Annotated in this window: 12 protein-coding genes and 1 pseudogene; 8 read left to right on the forward strand and 5 right to left on the reverse strand. The window is 65.2% G+C overall.

The genetic code is table 11. The annotated features are described in order from the left end of the window. Positions 1-71: 71 nt before the first annotated feature. The 3 genes from gcvH to gcvPB are packed head-to-tail and all read left to right on the forward strand — an operon-like array spanning position 72 to position 3241. Complete coding sequence (gene gcvH / locus AArcSl_RS12115; protein WP_119819575.1) at positions 72-452, forward strand: glycine cleavage system protein GcvH; 381 nt, start codon at positions 72-74, stop codon at positions 450-452. 42 nt (positions 453-494) lie between these two features. Then, a complete protein-coding gene (gene gcvPA, locus AArcSl_RS12120; RefSeq protein WP_119819577.1) occupies positions 495-1823 on the forward strand; it encodes an aminomethyl-transferring glycine dehydrogenase subunit GcvPA in 1329 nt (442 codons plus the stop codon). Next, the gene (gene gcvPB / locus AArcSl_RS12125) at positions 1820-3241 is read left to right on the forward strand and encodes an aminomethyl-transferring glycine dehydrogenase subunit GcvPB (RefSeq protein WP_119819579.1); all 1422 of its coding nucleotides are present in this window, start codon (positions 1820-1822) and stop codon (positions 3239-3241) included. The genes gcvPA and gcvPB overlap by 4 nt, the downstream gene beginning before the upstream one ends. Before the next feature lie 3 nt (positions 3242-3244). Here gcvPB and gatB read toward each other — a convergent pair whose 3' ends face one another. Continuing rightward, positions 3245-4732, reverse strand: coding sequence for an Asp-tRNA(Asn)/Glu-tRNA(Gln) amidotransferase subunit GatB (gene gatB, locus AArcSl_RS12130; protein ID WP_119819581.1), 1488 nt, complete (start codon positions 4730-4732; stop codon positions 3245-3247). A 162-nt stretch (positions 4733-4894) separates the two neighbouring features. Here gatB and AArcSl_RS12135 point away from each other — a divergent pair, with 162 nt between their 5' ends. The 5 genes and pseudogenes from AArcSl_RS12135 (at position 4895) to AArcSl_RS12155 (ending at position 8353) form a co-directional block, all read left to right on the forward strand. Continuing rightward, positions 4895-5713: a DUF1028 domain-containing protein gene (locus AArcSl_RS12135; protein ID WP_119819584.1), complete on the forward strand. Its 819-nt coding sequence runs from the start codon at positions 4895-4897 to the stop codon at positions 5711-5713. Between the two features lie 47 nt (positions 5714-5760). Then, positions 5761-6207, forward strand: a pseudogene (locus AArcSl_RS12140) (Lrp/AsnC family transcriptional regulator); the annotation flags it as partial. 110 nt (positions 6208-6317) lie between these two features. Beyond that, positions 6318-7475 (forward strand): DUF63 family protein, encoded by a 1158-nt coding sequence (locus AArcSl_RS12145; RefSeq protein ID WP_119819590.1) that lies wholly within the window; start codon positions 6318-6320, stop codon positions 7473-7475. A gap of 3 nt (positions 7476-7478) precedes the next feature. Continuing rightward, the gene (locus tag AArcSl_RS12150; protein WP_119819592.1) at positions 7479-7781 is read left to right on the forward strand and encodes a hypothetical protein; all 303 of its coding nucleotides are present in this window, start codon (positions 7479-7481) and stop codon (positions 7779-7781) included. Between the two features lie 59 nt (positions 7782-7840). Further along, a complete protein-coding gene (locus tag AArcSl_RS12155; protein WP_119819595.1) occupies positions 7841-8353 on the forward strand; it encodes a hypothetical protein in 513 nt (170 codons plus the stop codon). Here AArcSl_RS12155 and AArcSl_RS12160 read toward each other — a convergent pair. The 4 genes from AArcSl_RS12160 to AArcSl_RS12175 all read right to left on the reverse strand — a co-directional run bounded on the left by AArcSl_RS12160 (position 8337) and on the right by AArcSl_RS12175 (position 14036). Then, positions 8337-8738 (reverse strand): universal stress protein, encoded by a 402-nt coding sequence (locus AArcSl_RS12160; RefSeq protein WP_119819598.1) that lies wholly within the window; start codon positions 8736-8738, stop codon positions 8337-8339. The two genes, AArcSl_RS12155 and AArcSl_RS12160, sit on opposite strands and share 17 nt — an antisense overlap. 68 nt (positions 8739-8806) lie before the next feature. Further along, positions 8807-10183, reverse strand: a complete 1377-nt coding sequence (locus tag AArcSl_RS12165) for a bifunctional metallophosphatase/5'-nucleotidase (RefSeq protein ID WP_119819601.1) — start codon at positions 10181-10183, stop codon at positions 8807-8809. An 89-nt stretch (positions 10184-10272) separates the two neighbouring features. Then, positions 10273-11985 (reverse strand): hydantoinase B/oxoprolinase family protein, encoded by a 1713-nt coding sequence (locus tag AArcSl_RS12170; RefSeq protein ID WP_245883234.1) that lies wholly within the window; start codon positions 11983-11985, stop codon positions 10273-10275. Then, on the reverse strand, positions 11982-14036 hold the full coding sequence (locus AArcSl_RS12175; RefSeq protein WP_119819604.1) for a hydantoinase/oxoprolinase family protein: 2055 nt from the start codon (positions 14034-14036) through the stop codon (positions 11982-11984). Before AArcSl_RS12175 ends, AArcSl_RS12170 begins: the two co-directional genes overlap by 4 nt. Positions 14037-14051: the final 15 nt, after the last annotated feature.

Raw genomic sequence — 14051 nt, forward strand, 5'->3', positions numbered from 1 at the left:
GGCCTGTCGATCCGGAACGGTCGGACGAAGTCCACGTCGTATAAATACCTGATTCCCCAAGTTCAAACAGGATGAGCTTCGAAATACCCGACGACCTGCGGTACAGGGAGACACACGAGTGGACGACGACCGGCGATACGGTTCGGTTCGGAATCAGCGACTTCGCCCAGGACGAACTGGGCGACATCGTCTTCGTGGAACTGCCGGACGTCGGCGACACCGTCGAGCAGACCGGGGAGTTCGGCGTGGTCGAATCGATCAAGGCAGTCTCGGACATCTATGCGCCCGTCTCGGGTGAGGTGACGGCCGTAAACGACGCCGTCTTCGATAAGCCCGAACTGGTCAACGAGGATCCGTACGGCGACGGCTGGCTCATCGAGATCGAAGTCAGCGACGAGGGAGAGTTCGACGATCTTCTCGACGCCGACGAGTACGAAGCACAGATAGAGTGATCGAGCCATGATTCAACCAGCATTCGGACGGAGAGGTGGACGATGACGACGGGTGGAACGCCGTTCGCTCCACACACGGACGCCGACGTGGAGGCGATGCTCGAGGAGATCGGTGCCGGCGACGAGTCGGAGCTGTTCGACATTCCCGAGGAGGTCGCATTCGAGGGGAAACTCGACATCGAGGCCCGCGATGAGCCCGCGGTCAAGTCGGATGTCAGTCGAATGTTCGCCCGGAACGACGACCTGACGGAGTTCCTGGGTCGGGGACACTACTCGCATTACGTCCCCTCGCTCGTGGACCACCTCTCGATGCGGGCGGAGTTTTTGACGAGCTACACCCAGTACCAGCCGGAGATCACGCAGGGGTTCCTGCAGGTGCTGTTCGAGTACCAGTCGATGATCGTCGAGTTGACCGGGCTCGAGGTCGCCAACTGCTCGATGTACGACGGGGCGAGTGCGCTGGGCGAGGCGGCGACGCTCGCCAGTCGGCTGCGGCGCGTCTCCGGGGACACGATGCTTGTACCGACACACCTCCGGGACGGAAAGCAGTCGGTGCTCGAAAACTACTGTGACGGGGCGGGTCTCGTCGTCGAAACGTACTCGATGGACGACGGCGCGGTGGACGTCGGTGCGCTCGAAGACCGGATGGACGACGACGTCGTCGCCGTGTACGTCGAAAACCCGACCGTCCGCGGCGTCATTCAGGAGGAACTCGGCGCAGTCGGCAATCTCGCGGACGAACACGACGCGCTGTTCGTCTACGGAACCGATCCGGTCGCGCTAGCGCTGCTCGAACAGCCGGCCGAACTCGGAGTCGACGTCGTCGTCGGCGAGGCGGACACCCTGGGGCTCCCGACGAGTTTCGGCATGGGTCTCGGCCTGTTTGCGACCAAAGAGGAGTACCTCCGGCAGGTTCCCGGCCGACTCGTCGGCGCGAGCGACGACGATGCCGGAAACCGGGCGTACACCCTGACACTCCAGACTCGCGAGCAGCACATCCGCAAGGAGCGGGCGACCTCGAACATCTGTACCAACCAGGCGTGGGTCGCGCTCCGGACTGCGATGCACGCCGCGCTGCTCGGACCGACCGGGCTGGTCGATCTCGCGACCGACGCCGTCGAGAACGCGAGTGAACTGTCCGGGCGAATCGACGAACTCTCCGGATTCCGGGCACCGGTCCACGACCGGCACCACTTCCGTGAGTTCCTCGTCCGATCCGATCAGCCGGCGGCTGCCATCGCAGGCGACCTCGAAACCGAGGGGTACGCCGTCCACGTCGTCGACGATCACCTGTTGCAGGTGTGCGTCACGGACACGAACGAAGCCGCCATGGACGACCTCGTGGCGGCGTTCGAGGAGGTGGCACGATGAGACACGATCAGGCCCGCTACTCGCGAGAAGACAAACACGAACCGCTGCTGTCCGAGAAGAACGAAACCACTCTCGAGATCGGAGACGACTCGCCGCTTCCCGACGAGTTGACCCGCGATTCGCTGACGCTCCCGGAGGTGTCCGAGCCGGAAGTGGCCCGCCACTACACCCGGCTTTCGCAGATGAACTGGAGCATCGACTCCGGGCCGTATCCCCTCGGGTCGTGTACGATGAAGTACAACCCACGGTTCACCGAGGACCTCGCGGCCGATCCGAACGCGGCGGTTCATCCGGACCGATCGTCCGAGTCCGTCCAGGGGACCCTGGAGCTGTATCACGACCTCCAGGAGTATCTGGCCGAGATCGGCGGGATGGACGCCGTCACGCTCCAGCCGCCCGCCGGTGCGGCCGGCGAGTTCACGGGGATCCTCATCGCGAAGGCGTACCACGAACACCACGGCAACGACAAAAGCGAGGTCATCATCCCCGCATCGGCACACGGGACGAACTTCGCGACCGCGGCGCTTGCGGGCTACGACGTGGTCGAGCTCCCCTCCAACGAGGAGGGTCGCGTCGACGTCGAGGCGCTCGAGGCCGCGGTGTCCGACGACACCGCCGCGCTGATGCTCACCAACCCGAACACGGTCGGACTGTTCGAGCGCGACATCGTCGAGATCGCCGAGATCGTCCACGACTCCGGCGGCGTGCTGTACTACGACGGCGCGAACCTGAATGCGCTGCTGGGTCGGGCCCGGCCGGGAGACATGGGCTTTGACATCATGCACTACAACGTGCACAAGACGTTCGCGACTCCCCACGGCGGCGGCGGTCCGGGCGCGGGCCCTGTCGGCGTCGTCGAGGAACTCGAGCAGTACCTCCCGAAACCCCAGGTCCGCGAGCGCGACGGCCAGTATGTACTCGAGGATCCGGAAGAGAGCATCGGTAAGGTCCACGGGTTCCTGGGCAACTGGCTGGTGTTGATCAAAGCCCACGCCTACATCAGCCGCCTCGGCCACGAGGGGCTCGTCGACACCAGCGCGAAGGCCGTGCTCAACGCGAATTACCTCGCGTCCCAGATCGACCTGGAGGTGCCGTACGGACCGTTCCACCACGAGTTCGCGGCCACCTCGGGCGACCGCGACGCCGCCGACGTCGCAAAGCGGATGCTGGATTACGGCGTCCACCCGCCGACGACGAAGTGGCCGGAGATGGTTCCGGAAGCAATGCTCACCGAGCCGACCGAAATCGAGAGCAAAGAGTCCGTCGAGGACCTCGCGGAGGCGTTCAACCGAGCGTACGCCGACTCCGACGAGACGCTGGAGTCCGCGCCGAACCGCACGACCGCCGCCAGGATCGATCAGGCGACGGCCGCCAGGAACCCGGTCCTCTCCTGGCACACGCTGGACGACGAAGCGTAACGCTCACCCGTCCAGTCGATCGCGCAACAGCTGATTGACGTCTCCTGGATCGGCGCTGCCGCCCGTTTTCTGCATCACCTGTCCGACGAGGAAATTGATCGCCCCGCCCTCGCCGGCGTGGTAATCCTCGACAGCCTCGGGGTGCTCTTCGATCGCCTCGGTCACGGCGGCGGCGACTGCCTCGCCCTCCGTTTTTCCGAGTTCCTCGCGATCGACGATTTCGTCGGGCGCGAGTCCCTCGTCGAGCATCGTCCGGAGGAGAACCTCCTCGGCGTTCTTGACTGTCACCTCCTCGGCGTCGACGAGTTCGATCAGGCGAGTGAACTCCTCGAGCCGATCGGTCACGTCCGTGATCTCCATATCGCGGTAGTGGAGTTCCCCCAGCAGGTTGTCGGCCACCCAGGTGGCCGCGAGGTCGGGGTCGAACTCCGCTGCGACGTCCTCGAAGAAGTCGGCGACCTCCTTGGTGGATGTGAGCTTCGAGGCGGATTCGGCGTCGAGACCGTACTCCTCGCGGAACCGTTCGCGGCGGGCGTCCGGCAGCTCCGGGATCGGGATCCGGTCGCGCCATCCGGAGACTGCAAGCGGCGGCAGGTCGGCCTCCCTGAAGTACCGGTAGTCCTTCTCTGCCTCCTTGGTCCGCATCGAGACGGTGATCCCCCGCGCCTCGTCCCAGTGGCGGGTCTCCTGTTCGATCTCCCGTCCGCGACGGATGGCGTTTCGCTGACGGGTCACCTCGTAGGCGAGCGCCTTCTCGGCACCCTTGTGACTGGAGATGTTCTTCACTTCGGTGCGGTTGGCAGCCGAGAGAGCGCGCTCGTCGATCCGGCCGTCCTCGGCGACTGCGTCGCCGGACACCATCGAGATGTTGGCGTCGACCCGGAGGCTCCCGTCCCGTTCGGGATCGAACACGCCGAGATATTCCAGCACCTCCTCGAGCTTCGCGAGGAACGCCCGGGTTTCGGCGGGCGACCGGAAGTCCGGCTCCGTGACGATCTCGACGAGGGGGGTTCCCGCGCGGTTGTAGTCGACGAGCGTGTAGTCGGCGGTGTCGATCCCGCCGCCCACGTGTTCGAGGCTGCCGGGGTCTTCCTCGAGGTGTGCCCGCGTGATCCCGATCGTCCGACGCATTCCCTCGACACTGATCTCCAGCTCCCCGTCGGCACAGATCGGCGCGTCGTACTGGGTGAGCTGGAAGTTCTTCGGCAGGTCGGGGTAGTAGTAGTTCTTGCGGTGGAACGTGGTCCGTTCGGGGATCTCGGCGTCGAGTGCTTTCGCGATCTTGACGGCGGCTTCGACTGCGGCCTCGTTGAGAACCGGCAGCGATCCCGGGAGCCCGAGACAGGTCGGGCACGTTCGACTGTTCGGTTCCTCGCCGTCGGCGGCGTCCGTAGAACAGCCACAGAAGATCTTCGTAGCCGTCTCCAACTGGACGTGGACCTCGAGACCGATGACGACCGCGAGGTCTTTCTCGGCGGCCTGCGCGCTCATTGGGCGGGGTTCGTGGCCGGGCGAGTAAAACGTGACGGGACGCGTTCGAACGTGACGGGACGCGTTCGAACGTGACGGGACGGCTCCGAGTTTGTCCCGGACAACGCCTCCGGCCACACCGCTTCACTAATCGCTATAGGGGTCCGCACGAAACAGCCGAGCATGACGTTTTCCATCGTCGCAGGCGATCAGGACGCCGACGCCGTCGGCGTCGCAGTCCAGTCGAAGTTCATAAGCGTCGGCTCGGTCGTCCCGTTCGCGAGCGTCGACGCCGGCGCGATAGCGACACAGAGCTTCGCGAACGTCGCCTACGGCCCCGACGGACTGTCGATGCTTCGGGACGGGGCCACCGCCGAGGAGTGTCTCGACGTCGCGGGCGATCGCCAGGGAGAGACGTACACCGTCCAGGGAAACATCCTCGAAAACGGGACGACGCTCGAAGCGATGGCGGACGCCTACGAAACCACCGACGGCGGGCTTCCCGAGCGTCTCATCGCCGCATTGCACGCAGGCGAGGCTGCCGGCGGCGACTCCCGTGGAAAGCAGTCGGCGGCGCTGTACGTCGTCAAGCCCGAGGGAGGATACGACGGCGGCAACGACCGCTGGATCGACGTGCGCGTCGACGATCACGAGACCCCGATCTCCGAACTGGAACGGGTGTTCAAACTGTACGACGTCACCCTGTTACCGCGGGAGGAGCCCGACGAGTTTCGGGAACTCGAGGGCGAGAGCGCAGCAGCGGTGACGGAAACGCTCGCGGAACTCGGCTTCTACGACGGCACACCGACGGAAACGTTCGGGGAGGACGAACGCGACGCGCTGGAGGCGTTTCGCGGCGTCAACAACTTCGAGAATCACTCGGTTGCCGCCCTGGAGGACGCACTCGTCCGGGGCTGGGGAGACGCCACCGATCAGGCCGGTAACGAAGCGAAACTGGTGGACGCAATCTGGCACGGACTCGACAGGCTCGACCGACAGTAAGTTGTCGCATTCGCAACCTCAAAGGCCGCGCAGACCCTGGGTAGACCATGGAACTCGATGACACGGACCGTGCCATACTGCGGCTTCTCCAGGAGGACGCACGGACGCCATTCAGCGAAATCGCTCGCCGGATCGACATGTCCAGCGCGACAGTCCACGACCGCGTCGGACGACTGGAGGAGGCCGGCGTCATCGAAGGCTACCACGCCCGGGTCGATCCCAAAGCGCTGGGATACGACGTGTCGGCGTTCGTCGGCCTCAGGGTCGAACAGGGGAGAGAAGAGGACGCTCTCGAGCGCCTGCGGGAGATCGACGGCATCACCGAAGTTCACCTCACAACCGGCGAGTACGACGTGGTGATGCGAGTACACGCCCCCGACATCGACGACCTCCGCGAGATCATGTTCGACAACGTCGCCCAGATGGGCGGGTTCGCACGCTCCCAGACGATGATCATTCTCGGCACGGATTACGACGCAGTCGGCGTTCCGATTCCCGAAGGAGATGATTCCATGAAGGAGTCCCCCGGTGAGTTCGGGGAAGGAACGCGTTCCGATAGCGGATCGGAACGCTGAAACGGGTTCTCGCCCGTGTGAATGGTGTGATGGATACGAGTACGCTTGGCGACCGCCTCTACCGAGATCCCGAACGGATCTGGGCAGCCACAGTCGCCGGAATCGTGGCGGTGCTCGGCGTCGGGTATCTGCTGTTTCCACGACTCGTGTACGACCGGTTCATCTGGCAGTACTTCTGGGGACCGGTCGCCGCCGACGGCCAGGGAGCCGCCTGTGCGGCACGATCGGACGGGACCATCGAGTACCTCCAGGGAACCCAGGCCTGCGCCGAGGCCGACGCGGCGAGTCAGATCGTCGCCTACCCCGGATACACGCCGGTGTCGTCGATCGGATACATCAGTATACTCCTGATAGCGCTCGCAGGCGTCTACTTGCTTCTCAAGCGGCTCGACATCGGGACCGACCGGCGGTTCTTTTACGCGCTGTTCCCGTTCGTGCTGTTCGGGGGGGCGCTTCGCACCGTCGAGGACGCTGGCGTCTCCGCCGTCCGGGCTGGCGCCGAACCGCTCGTGGCGTTTCCGTACAGCGCACTGATCATCAGCCCGTTCATCTACGTCCTGGTGTTCCTTCTCACGCTCGCGTGCGTGCTCGCCGCGTACGCTGCGGCGGAACGCGGCCTGGTCGAGCGGTACGACTACGCGCTGTTCGGACTCGGAAGTGTCATCGTGGTCCTCACGGTCGGGTATCTCGGGTTCCTCGCAGTGACGACGGAATTCACCGAGTTCCACGTCCAGGTGCTCGTCGTAACGCTGGGTATCGCAACGGCCGCAGCGGGGGGGACGTGGTGGCTGATCGAACGGTACGCGCCCGGAATCAACGCCGGTACTGGATGGATGGGGTTCGTGATCATCTGGGGGCACGCGGTCGACGGCGTCGCGAACGTGATCGGCCTCAACTGGATGCCGGCACTCGGCGCGGGCGCCAACCTCGTCCCGAAACACCCCATAAACGCCGCGATCGTCGAGTACACGGGGCGATACCTCCCGGAGGCGATCGTCGCGGTAACCGGCGACGCGTGGCCGTTCCTCTTCGTCAAGCTGGCGGCGGCGACGTTCGTCGTCTGGATCTTCGAGCCCGAGGTCATGGAGGAGTCACCGCGGTTCTCGATCCTGCTGCTCGTGACGGTGCTGGCGGTCGGGCTCGGGCCCGGTACGCGAGACATGCTGCGGGCGACGTTCGGGGTGTAACGCGTGGCTGATTTCGATCCGGACTCCCGGGACCGCCTGCTCGACCTCCACGAGCGGCTCCGGAGCGTTCTGGAGTTGCCAATCGAACGGGACGCGAGCAACTGGGTCGCCGAGGCGGACGCGCTCGTCGGTGATCTGGTCGACCGGGAGGCGTCGCCAACGGTTCGACGAAAGCGGCTGACACAGGTTCGGGAGTTACTCGAGGAAGTCGAAGGGACCGGCCACGAGCGTGCCGACGAGCACGTCGACGCCGCGAAGCGATTGACTGTGGAACTGCTCGGCGAACTCGAGGAGTCCGACCAGTAACGTTCTCGCACGGAGAGAACCGCGGGAACGGTTATCGGTTGTTGGTCCCTATACGGATCATGAACACTGCCTCCGCCCGGCTTCGGCACCTGAAACCGGGATCGTTTCGAGCGGCACTACAGCTGACCATCGCCGGGCTCGGTGGGTTGTCGATAGTGGGGAGTATCCTCTGGTTCGTCGTCGTGTTCGTGACGATGACTCCCGGCGAGAGCGGATTCGCGGAAGGACTGGCCATACTGGTGTTCGGTCTGTACGCGCTCGCAGGATTCGTCGTTCTCGCCGCCGGGCTGTGGATCCCCCAGCGCGAGGGGGAGGGGATACAGTTCTCGACGCGTCAGCGAAAACTCCTGGCAGTTGGAGTCGTGGCACCAATTGTGGGCGTTCTCGCCATCCCGATCGGGGCGACGATCGCACCACCGCTGTCCCAACCCGTGATTTCGGTGCTGGTGGCTGCACTCGCGGTGCTGATTTCGAGTGGACCGATCGCCACCCTCCTGGCCGTCGGATCGAAGCTCCGATCGTCACGAAATGGAAACAAACCCGGTGACGACGGCGCTAGAAGTCCACCGTGACCACGGTCGCATCGAGCTGTTCGCGGAGGTACTCGTCGATGTCGGGATCCGACAGAAGCGAGCGGAACATCCGTCGCCAGCGGCCCGCCTGTTTCGCGCCGATCACAACGATGTCGGCACCCTCGGCGGCGACCTCCTCGAGGATCGTCTCCTCGAGGAGGAACCCACCGCGGACGACGTATCTCGCGTTCGGCAGCCATCCGAACTCCCGTTCGACGGCGCGTTTGAGGTCGGTTCGGGTCACTTTGCGCGATTCCTGAAACAGGTTGACATGGAGGACGGTCAGCGTGGCGTCGTGCTCGTCTGCGACGTCGATCGCGTGTTCCAGCGTGACCCTCGAGTGTTCAGAAAGCGGATATCTGACAGGGACCACGACCAGCGTCATTGCACGAGATAGGTTCGCCTCAGGGCAAGAGAGTGTCGTTTTCGCTCGAAATCGATCCGGAAAAACGGCTATCGCTGTCGGATTCGGCCGTCGAGACCGACGTCGATGCCGCGATCCCGTGCGTACGCCGCCAGAACCTCGTGTTGGATGCCGTGTTCTCCCGCGCGGTGCCGCTGCCCGATCGCCGGAAACTCCTGGTCGGAGTGAAGCACGTACTCGGTCGTCGCGAGAGTGTAGGTCGCAGACTCCTCGAGCGGTTCCCCACCGACGCGCGCCTCGAGCAGCCGCTTTCGGCCGGCGTCGAAGACGACTGACGCCCCCGAGAGGTGGCCGTGCCACCAGTGGTCCTCGCCGAAGTTCACCTCCGTGGCGCTCAACTGCCGGAACGTCTCGCGCAGTTCCGCCCCGGTGAGCCGAACCGTGACGACCGGCTCCTCGAACGGAACGAGGCTTATCAGGTCCGCGATGGTGACAGCTCCCTCGATCGGCTCTCCCGGACGGATCCCGCCGCTGTTCTGGAGACCGACGTCGGCGCCGCTTGCCGCCCGGTAGGCGTCCGCGATGAAATTCCCGATCGCACACTCGCCGCCGTGAACCGTCTCGGCGTCGCGGGGGAGCTGTTCGTCGACACGCGTCACCACCTCGCCGAGGTCGGCGACGCTTCGGCGGCGTTCCAGCGCGTCCACGAGTCCCTCGTCCAGCGGCGCCGGGACCGGATTCCCGTTCTCGACGGCGTGTCGAGTCACCGCCGGGTCGGTGCCATCGCGGGAGAGTTCGACTTCCAGAACGACGTGACCGTTGACGCCGGGACGCGTCAGTACGGCCCCGTTCAGTCGGTCGATCCGTTCCGAGTGGACGTGCCCCCCGAGCACTGCGTCGACCTCGAGTTCGGCGAGCGCTCTGTCCCCCGAACCGAGATGTGACACCGCGAGGACGTGATCGACCCCTCGATCCCGGAGCGCGTCGATCGCCTGCCGCGCTTCGGGGATCGGATCCGTGAAATCCAGCGACGACGCCTCCGGGTTCAAGGACGCCGTCGCCGGATCGGTCACGCCGAAGACGCCGACCCGTCGGCCGTCGACCTCGAAGACGGCGTGGGGAACTGCCCCCTCCTCGCGGGCGAACCGTTCGCCATCGCCGTCATACACGTTGGCACCCACCCACGTCACCGACGAGTCGGCGACGATCTGTCGCGTCGCGTCCGGTCCGTAATCGAAATCGTGATTGCCAAACGTTTCCACGTCGACGCCGGCAGCGCGGAAGAAGTCCAACGCCTGGCGCCCCCGGGAAACCAGCGGCAACACTCCCGGGGAGGTGTTGTCGCCGGAGCCGACGACCAGCGCGTCCGGGCCGTCGAGTTCCGACAGAAGCCCCGCGAGCCTCCCGGCCCGTTCGGGCGTGTCGTAGACGTTTTCGATGTCCGAATAGTGAATCAGCCGCACCATTCCCGTCGGATGCGTCGGGACGTGTTCGCTTCAACGTATCGGCTCCGTTCGGAACCCCACGTGTACTGTCGATGTCTGTCGACGGGTGGCTACGGATCCCTCGTGGAGTTCGATTCGACTCCCTCGAGATCGACATCGTACAGTTCGCGTGCTCGCTTCGGGGAGAGCTTCCCCGATTTGACGTCCCGGCGAATTGCCTCGGGATCCCGTTCTGCTGGATCACCGTACCCGCCGGCCCCGGGTGTCCGGAGGCTCACGACGTCGCCCGGCTCGAGGTCTCGCGTACACTTCGCCGGGAGCGCTTCCGTCTCACCGTCCCGGATGAGTTTGTCGTCCCCGACGCCACCCGCCTTGCCGCCGTTGATTCCGTACGGCGGGTGGATTCGCCGCTCCGCGAGGAGGCTGAACGCCGCATCGTGGTCGCACACCCGGTAGTCGCGGCGCAGGCCCAGTCCGCCACGGAACTTCCCGGCCCCACCAGTGTCGGGACGATACTCGTACCGTTCGACTGCGAGCGGATAGGCTGTCTGGAGCACCTCCGCTGGCGTGTTCATCGTGTTCGACATGTGGACGTGAACGCCGTCCATCCCGTCGCCGCTGGCGCGACCGCCGAAGCCGCCGCCACCGGTTTCGTAGAAGGCGTACGGTTCCCCGGTCCGGGGATCGACCCCACCGAAGGTGACGTTGTTCATCGTCCCCTGACAGGCTCCGATCGCACGCTCCGGTGCCGCCTCGGCCAGCGTCCCGAGCACGACGTCGGTTATCCGCTGTGAGGTCTCCAGGTTTCCCCCGACCACTGCAGCCGGAGGGTCGGCGTTCACAACCGTCCCCGATGGGGCGTCGATATCGATTGGCCGATAACAGCCCTCGTTGGGTGGAATGTCCGGGTCGGTCACGCACCGCACAGCGTAGTACGTTGCCGAGGCGGTCACCGCGAACACCGCGTTGATCGGGCCTTCCGTTTGTGGATCCGTTCCGGTAAAGTCGACGGTGATCGAATCGCCGTCGATCGTCGTGGCGGCTTCGATTCGGATGTCTTCGGTTCCACGACCGTCGTCGTCGAGCACGTCCGCGAACTCGTAGGTTCCGTCGGGAAGTTCCGCGAGCGCAGCCTGCATCCGGCGTTCGGAGTAATCCTGAATCTCTGCGATCGCGTTCCGGAGCGTGTCGACCCCGTATTTTTTCGCAAGGTCCTGTAACCGTTCGCGAGCGGTTTCGTTTGCCGCTTGCTGGGCCCGGAGGTCCCCGCGTCGCTCGTCGGGCGTGCGGACGTTTGCGAGAATCAGCTCCATTGCGTCCACCACGAGGTCACCGCCATCATATAGCTTCACAGGCGGGATGCGGATTCCCTCCTGGTAGATCTCGGTCGCATCGGCGGAAACGCTTCCGGCCCGGGATCCACCGACGTCGGCATGATGGGCTCGGTTGGCCGCGAACGCGATCAGTTCGCCGTCGGCGTAGACGGGGCTTACGAGCGTGAGGTCCGGGAGGTGGGCGCCGCCGCGGAACGGGTCGTTCAAAAGCACTGCGTCGCCGGGCGAGAGCGACTCCGGCGGATACCGCTCGAGCGCGGCGGCAACCGAGAACGGCATCGCACCGAGGTGGACCGGCATGTTCTCCGCCTGACTGATCATCCCACCGTCCGCGTCGAAGACCGCACACGAGCAGTCGCGGCGCTCCTTGATGTTCGGCGAGTAGCCCGTCCGGATCAGGTTGGCGTTCATCTCCTCGCTTATTGCCGTCGCCGCGTTCCGGATCACCTCCAGTGTCACGGGATCGACGGCCATGTCGTCGGTGGTCATGACTCCACCTCCAGGATGATGGTTCCGTACTCATCGACTGTTGCTGTCTGCTCGGGCCGGACGACGACTGTGCTCTCTGACCCCTCAACGATCGCAGGTCCCTTGAACTCCGCTTCTGGGGGGAACCGCGAGCGGTCGTAAATCCGCGTCTCGTGGGGGTCACTGTCGAACGTGACCGACCGCTCCTCGCGAATCGCGTCGTCCACGCGACCGCCGGCCGTCGAGGGAGCGATCTCCGGGGGTTCGATCAGTCCTCGCGCGCGTGACCGAACAGTGACGAGTTCGACTGGTTCCTCCGGGGACGCGTGACCGTATCGGCGGCCGTGCGTCTCGTGGAACTGTTCTTCGACTGTCGCCAGCGTGTCCGCTGTGAGGTCGCCGTCGGGGAGTGGGACAGTTAGTTCGAAGGACTGGCCGACGTACCGGAGATCCAGCGACCGCTCGATGGCGATTTTATCGTCGGGGACTGCCCCGGAGAGCCGCTCGCGTCCCTCGCGTTCGAACTCCTGCAGCACGGCCTCAATGGCTGACGGGTCGGCTTCGGGGAGCCGCCGGACCATCGAGGTGCTGAAGTCCTGCAGCAGATCCGTCACCAGCAGCCCCAGCGCCGAGAGGACGCCCGCAGTACGTGGAACGATCACCCGGGGAACGTCCAGTTCCGCGGCAAGCGACGCCGCGTGCAGGGGGCCGGCGCCGCCGAACGCGACGAGTCCGAAGTCCCGCGGATCGTGGCCCCGCTCGACAGAGACCACCCTGAGCGCCCGCTCCATGTTCGCGTTCGCGACGTCGAGGATCCCCTGTGCGGCCTCCCGCGTCGAGAGCCCGAGCGGCTCCGCGACGTGCTCGTCGACTGCCCCCCGAACCCGATCGACGTCCGCCTCGAGTTCATCCGAGAGAAACCGGTCGGGGTCCAACCGCCCGAGCAGGAGGTGAGCGTCCGTCACCGTCGGCTCCTCGCCACCGCGACCGTAACAGATCGGTCCGGGATCGGCACCCGCGGACCGGGGACCCACGCGCAACGCGTCGCCGGCGTCGATCCAGGCGATCGAACCGCCGCCGGCGCCGATGGTGTGAATCTCGATCATGGGGACTCGGAGGGGGTAGTCGCCCACCTCGAGTTCAGTCGAAACCACCGGATCGCCACCACGGACCAGCGAAACGTCACAGGATGTGCCGCCCATGTCCATCGTGATGACGTCCTCCAGATTTCGGAGGCCAGCGACGTGGGCAGCGCCCTGGACGCCCGCCGCCGGCCCCGACAGCAGCGTGTCCACCGGCCGTGTGCGGGCGCGGTCGGCGTCGATCGTCCCGCCGTTCGACTGCATGATCCGCAGCGTCGACGGAATCTTTCGTTCGCGGATCGATTCCTCCAGGCGTCCGACGTACGCGTCCATCACCGGTTTGAGCGCGGCGTTGAGCGCCGTCGCGAGCGTCCGCTCGTACTCGCGGATTTCCGGCAACACGTCACTCGAACACGAGATGGTTGCTGCAGCCTCTTCCTCTCGGAGAATGTCGGCAACTCGACGCTCGTGTGTATCGTTCTCGAACGCGAACAGCAGCGAAACGGCGACACTTTCGACGTCTGACTCGTGGATCTCCGCGGCAACCTTTCGGACCTCCGCCTCTGTTAGTTCACGTTCGACCCGGCCGCGCTCATCCAATCGCTCGGGAACTTCGTACCGGCGATCCCGTTCGACAATGGGTTCCGGTTTCGTTACGTCGAAGTCGTAGATGTCCGGGCGGGCCTGTCGCCCGATTTCGATAGCGTCGCGGAATCCCTCGGTGGTCAAAAGCGCCGTCTCCGCCCAGTCGCGCTCGAGCACTGCGTTCGTCGTTACCGTCGTCCCGTGCGCGAAAAACCCGACTTCGCCATACGCGTAGCCGACATCCTCGCGGCTGCTGTCCAACCCATCGAGAACCCCTCGATCCGGAGCCGCCGGCGTCGATGGTGTCTTCGCGACATGGAGAGAACCGTCTCGAACTGTCACCACGTCCGTGAACGTCCCCCCGACATCGACACCAATACGGACATCCGTCGCTGTCTGCTCCATGGTAACACTTCCTTG

The sequence above is a fragment of the Halalkaliarchaeum desulfuricum genome, assembly GCF_002952775.1.
Taxonomy (GTDB): domain Archaea; phylum Halobacteriota; class Halobacteria; order Halobacteriales; family Haloferacaceae; genus Halalkaliarchaeum; species Halalkaliarchaeum desulfuricum.

Bases quoted from the DNA above. Each gene is read 5' to 3' on its own strand.
- gcvH (WP_119819575.1), top strand. From the start codon at position 72: ATGAGCTTCGAAATACCCGACGACCTGCGGTACAGGGAGACACACGAG.
- gcvPA (WP_119819577.1), top strand. From the start codon at position 495: ATGACGACGGGTGGAACGCCGTTCGCTCCACACACGGACGCCGACGTG.
- gcvPB (WP_119819579.1), top strand. From the start codon at position 1,820: ATGAGACACGATCAGGCCCGCTACTCGCGAGAAGACAAACACGAACCG.
- gatB (WP_119819581.1), bottom strand. From the start codon at position 4,732: ATGAGCGCGCAGGCCGCCGAGAAAGACCTCGCGGTCGTCATCGGTCTC.
- AArcSl_RS12135 (WP_119819584.1), top strand. From the start codon at position 4,895: ATGACGTTTTCCATCGTCGCAGGCGATCAGGACGCCGACGCCGTCGGC.
- AArcSl_RS12145 (WP_119819590.1), top strand. From the start codon at position 6,318: ATGGATACGAGTACGCTTGGCGACCGCCTCTACCGAGATCCCGAACGG.
- AArcSl_RS12155 (WP_119819595.1), top strand. From the start codon at position 7,841: ATGAACACTGCCTCCGCCCGGCTTCGGCACCTGAAACCGGGATCGTTT.
- AArcSl_RS12160 (WP_119819598.1), bottom strand. From the start codon at position 8,738: ATGACGCTGGTCGTGGTCCCTGTCAGATATCCGCTTTCTGAACACTCG.
- AArcSl_RS12165 (WP_119819601.1), bottom strand. From the start codon at position 10,183: ATGGTGCGGCTGATTCACTATTCGGACATCGAAAACGTCTACGACACG.
- AArcSl_RS12170 (WP_245883234.1), bottom strand. From the start codon at position 11,985: ATGACCACCGACGACATGGCCGTCGATCCCGTGACACTGGAGGTGATC.
- AArcSl_RS12175 (WP_119819604.1), bottom strand. From the start codon at position 14,036: ATGGAGCAGACAGCGACGGATGTCCGTATTGGTGTCGATGTCGGGGGG.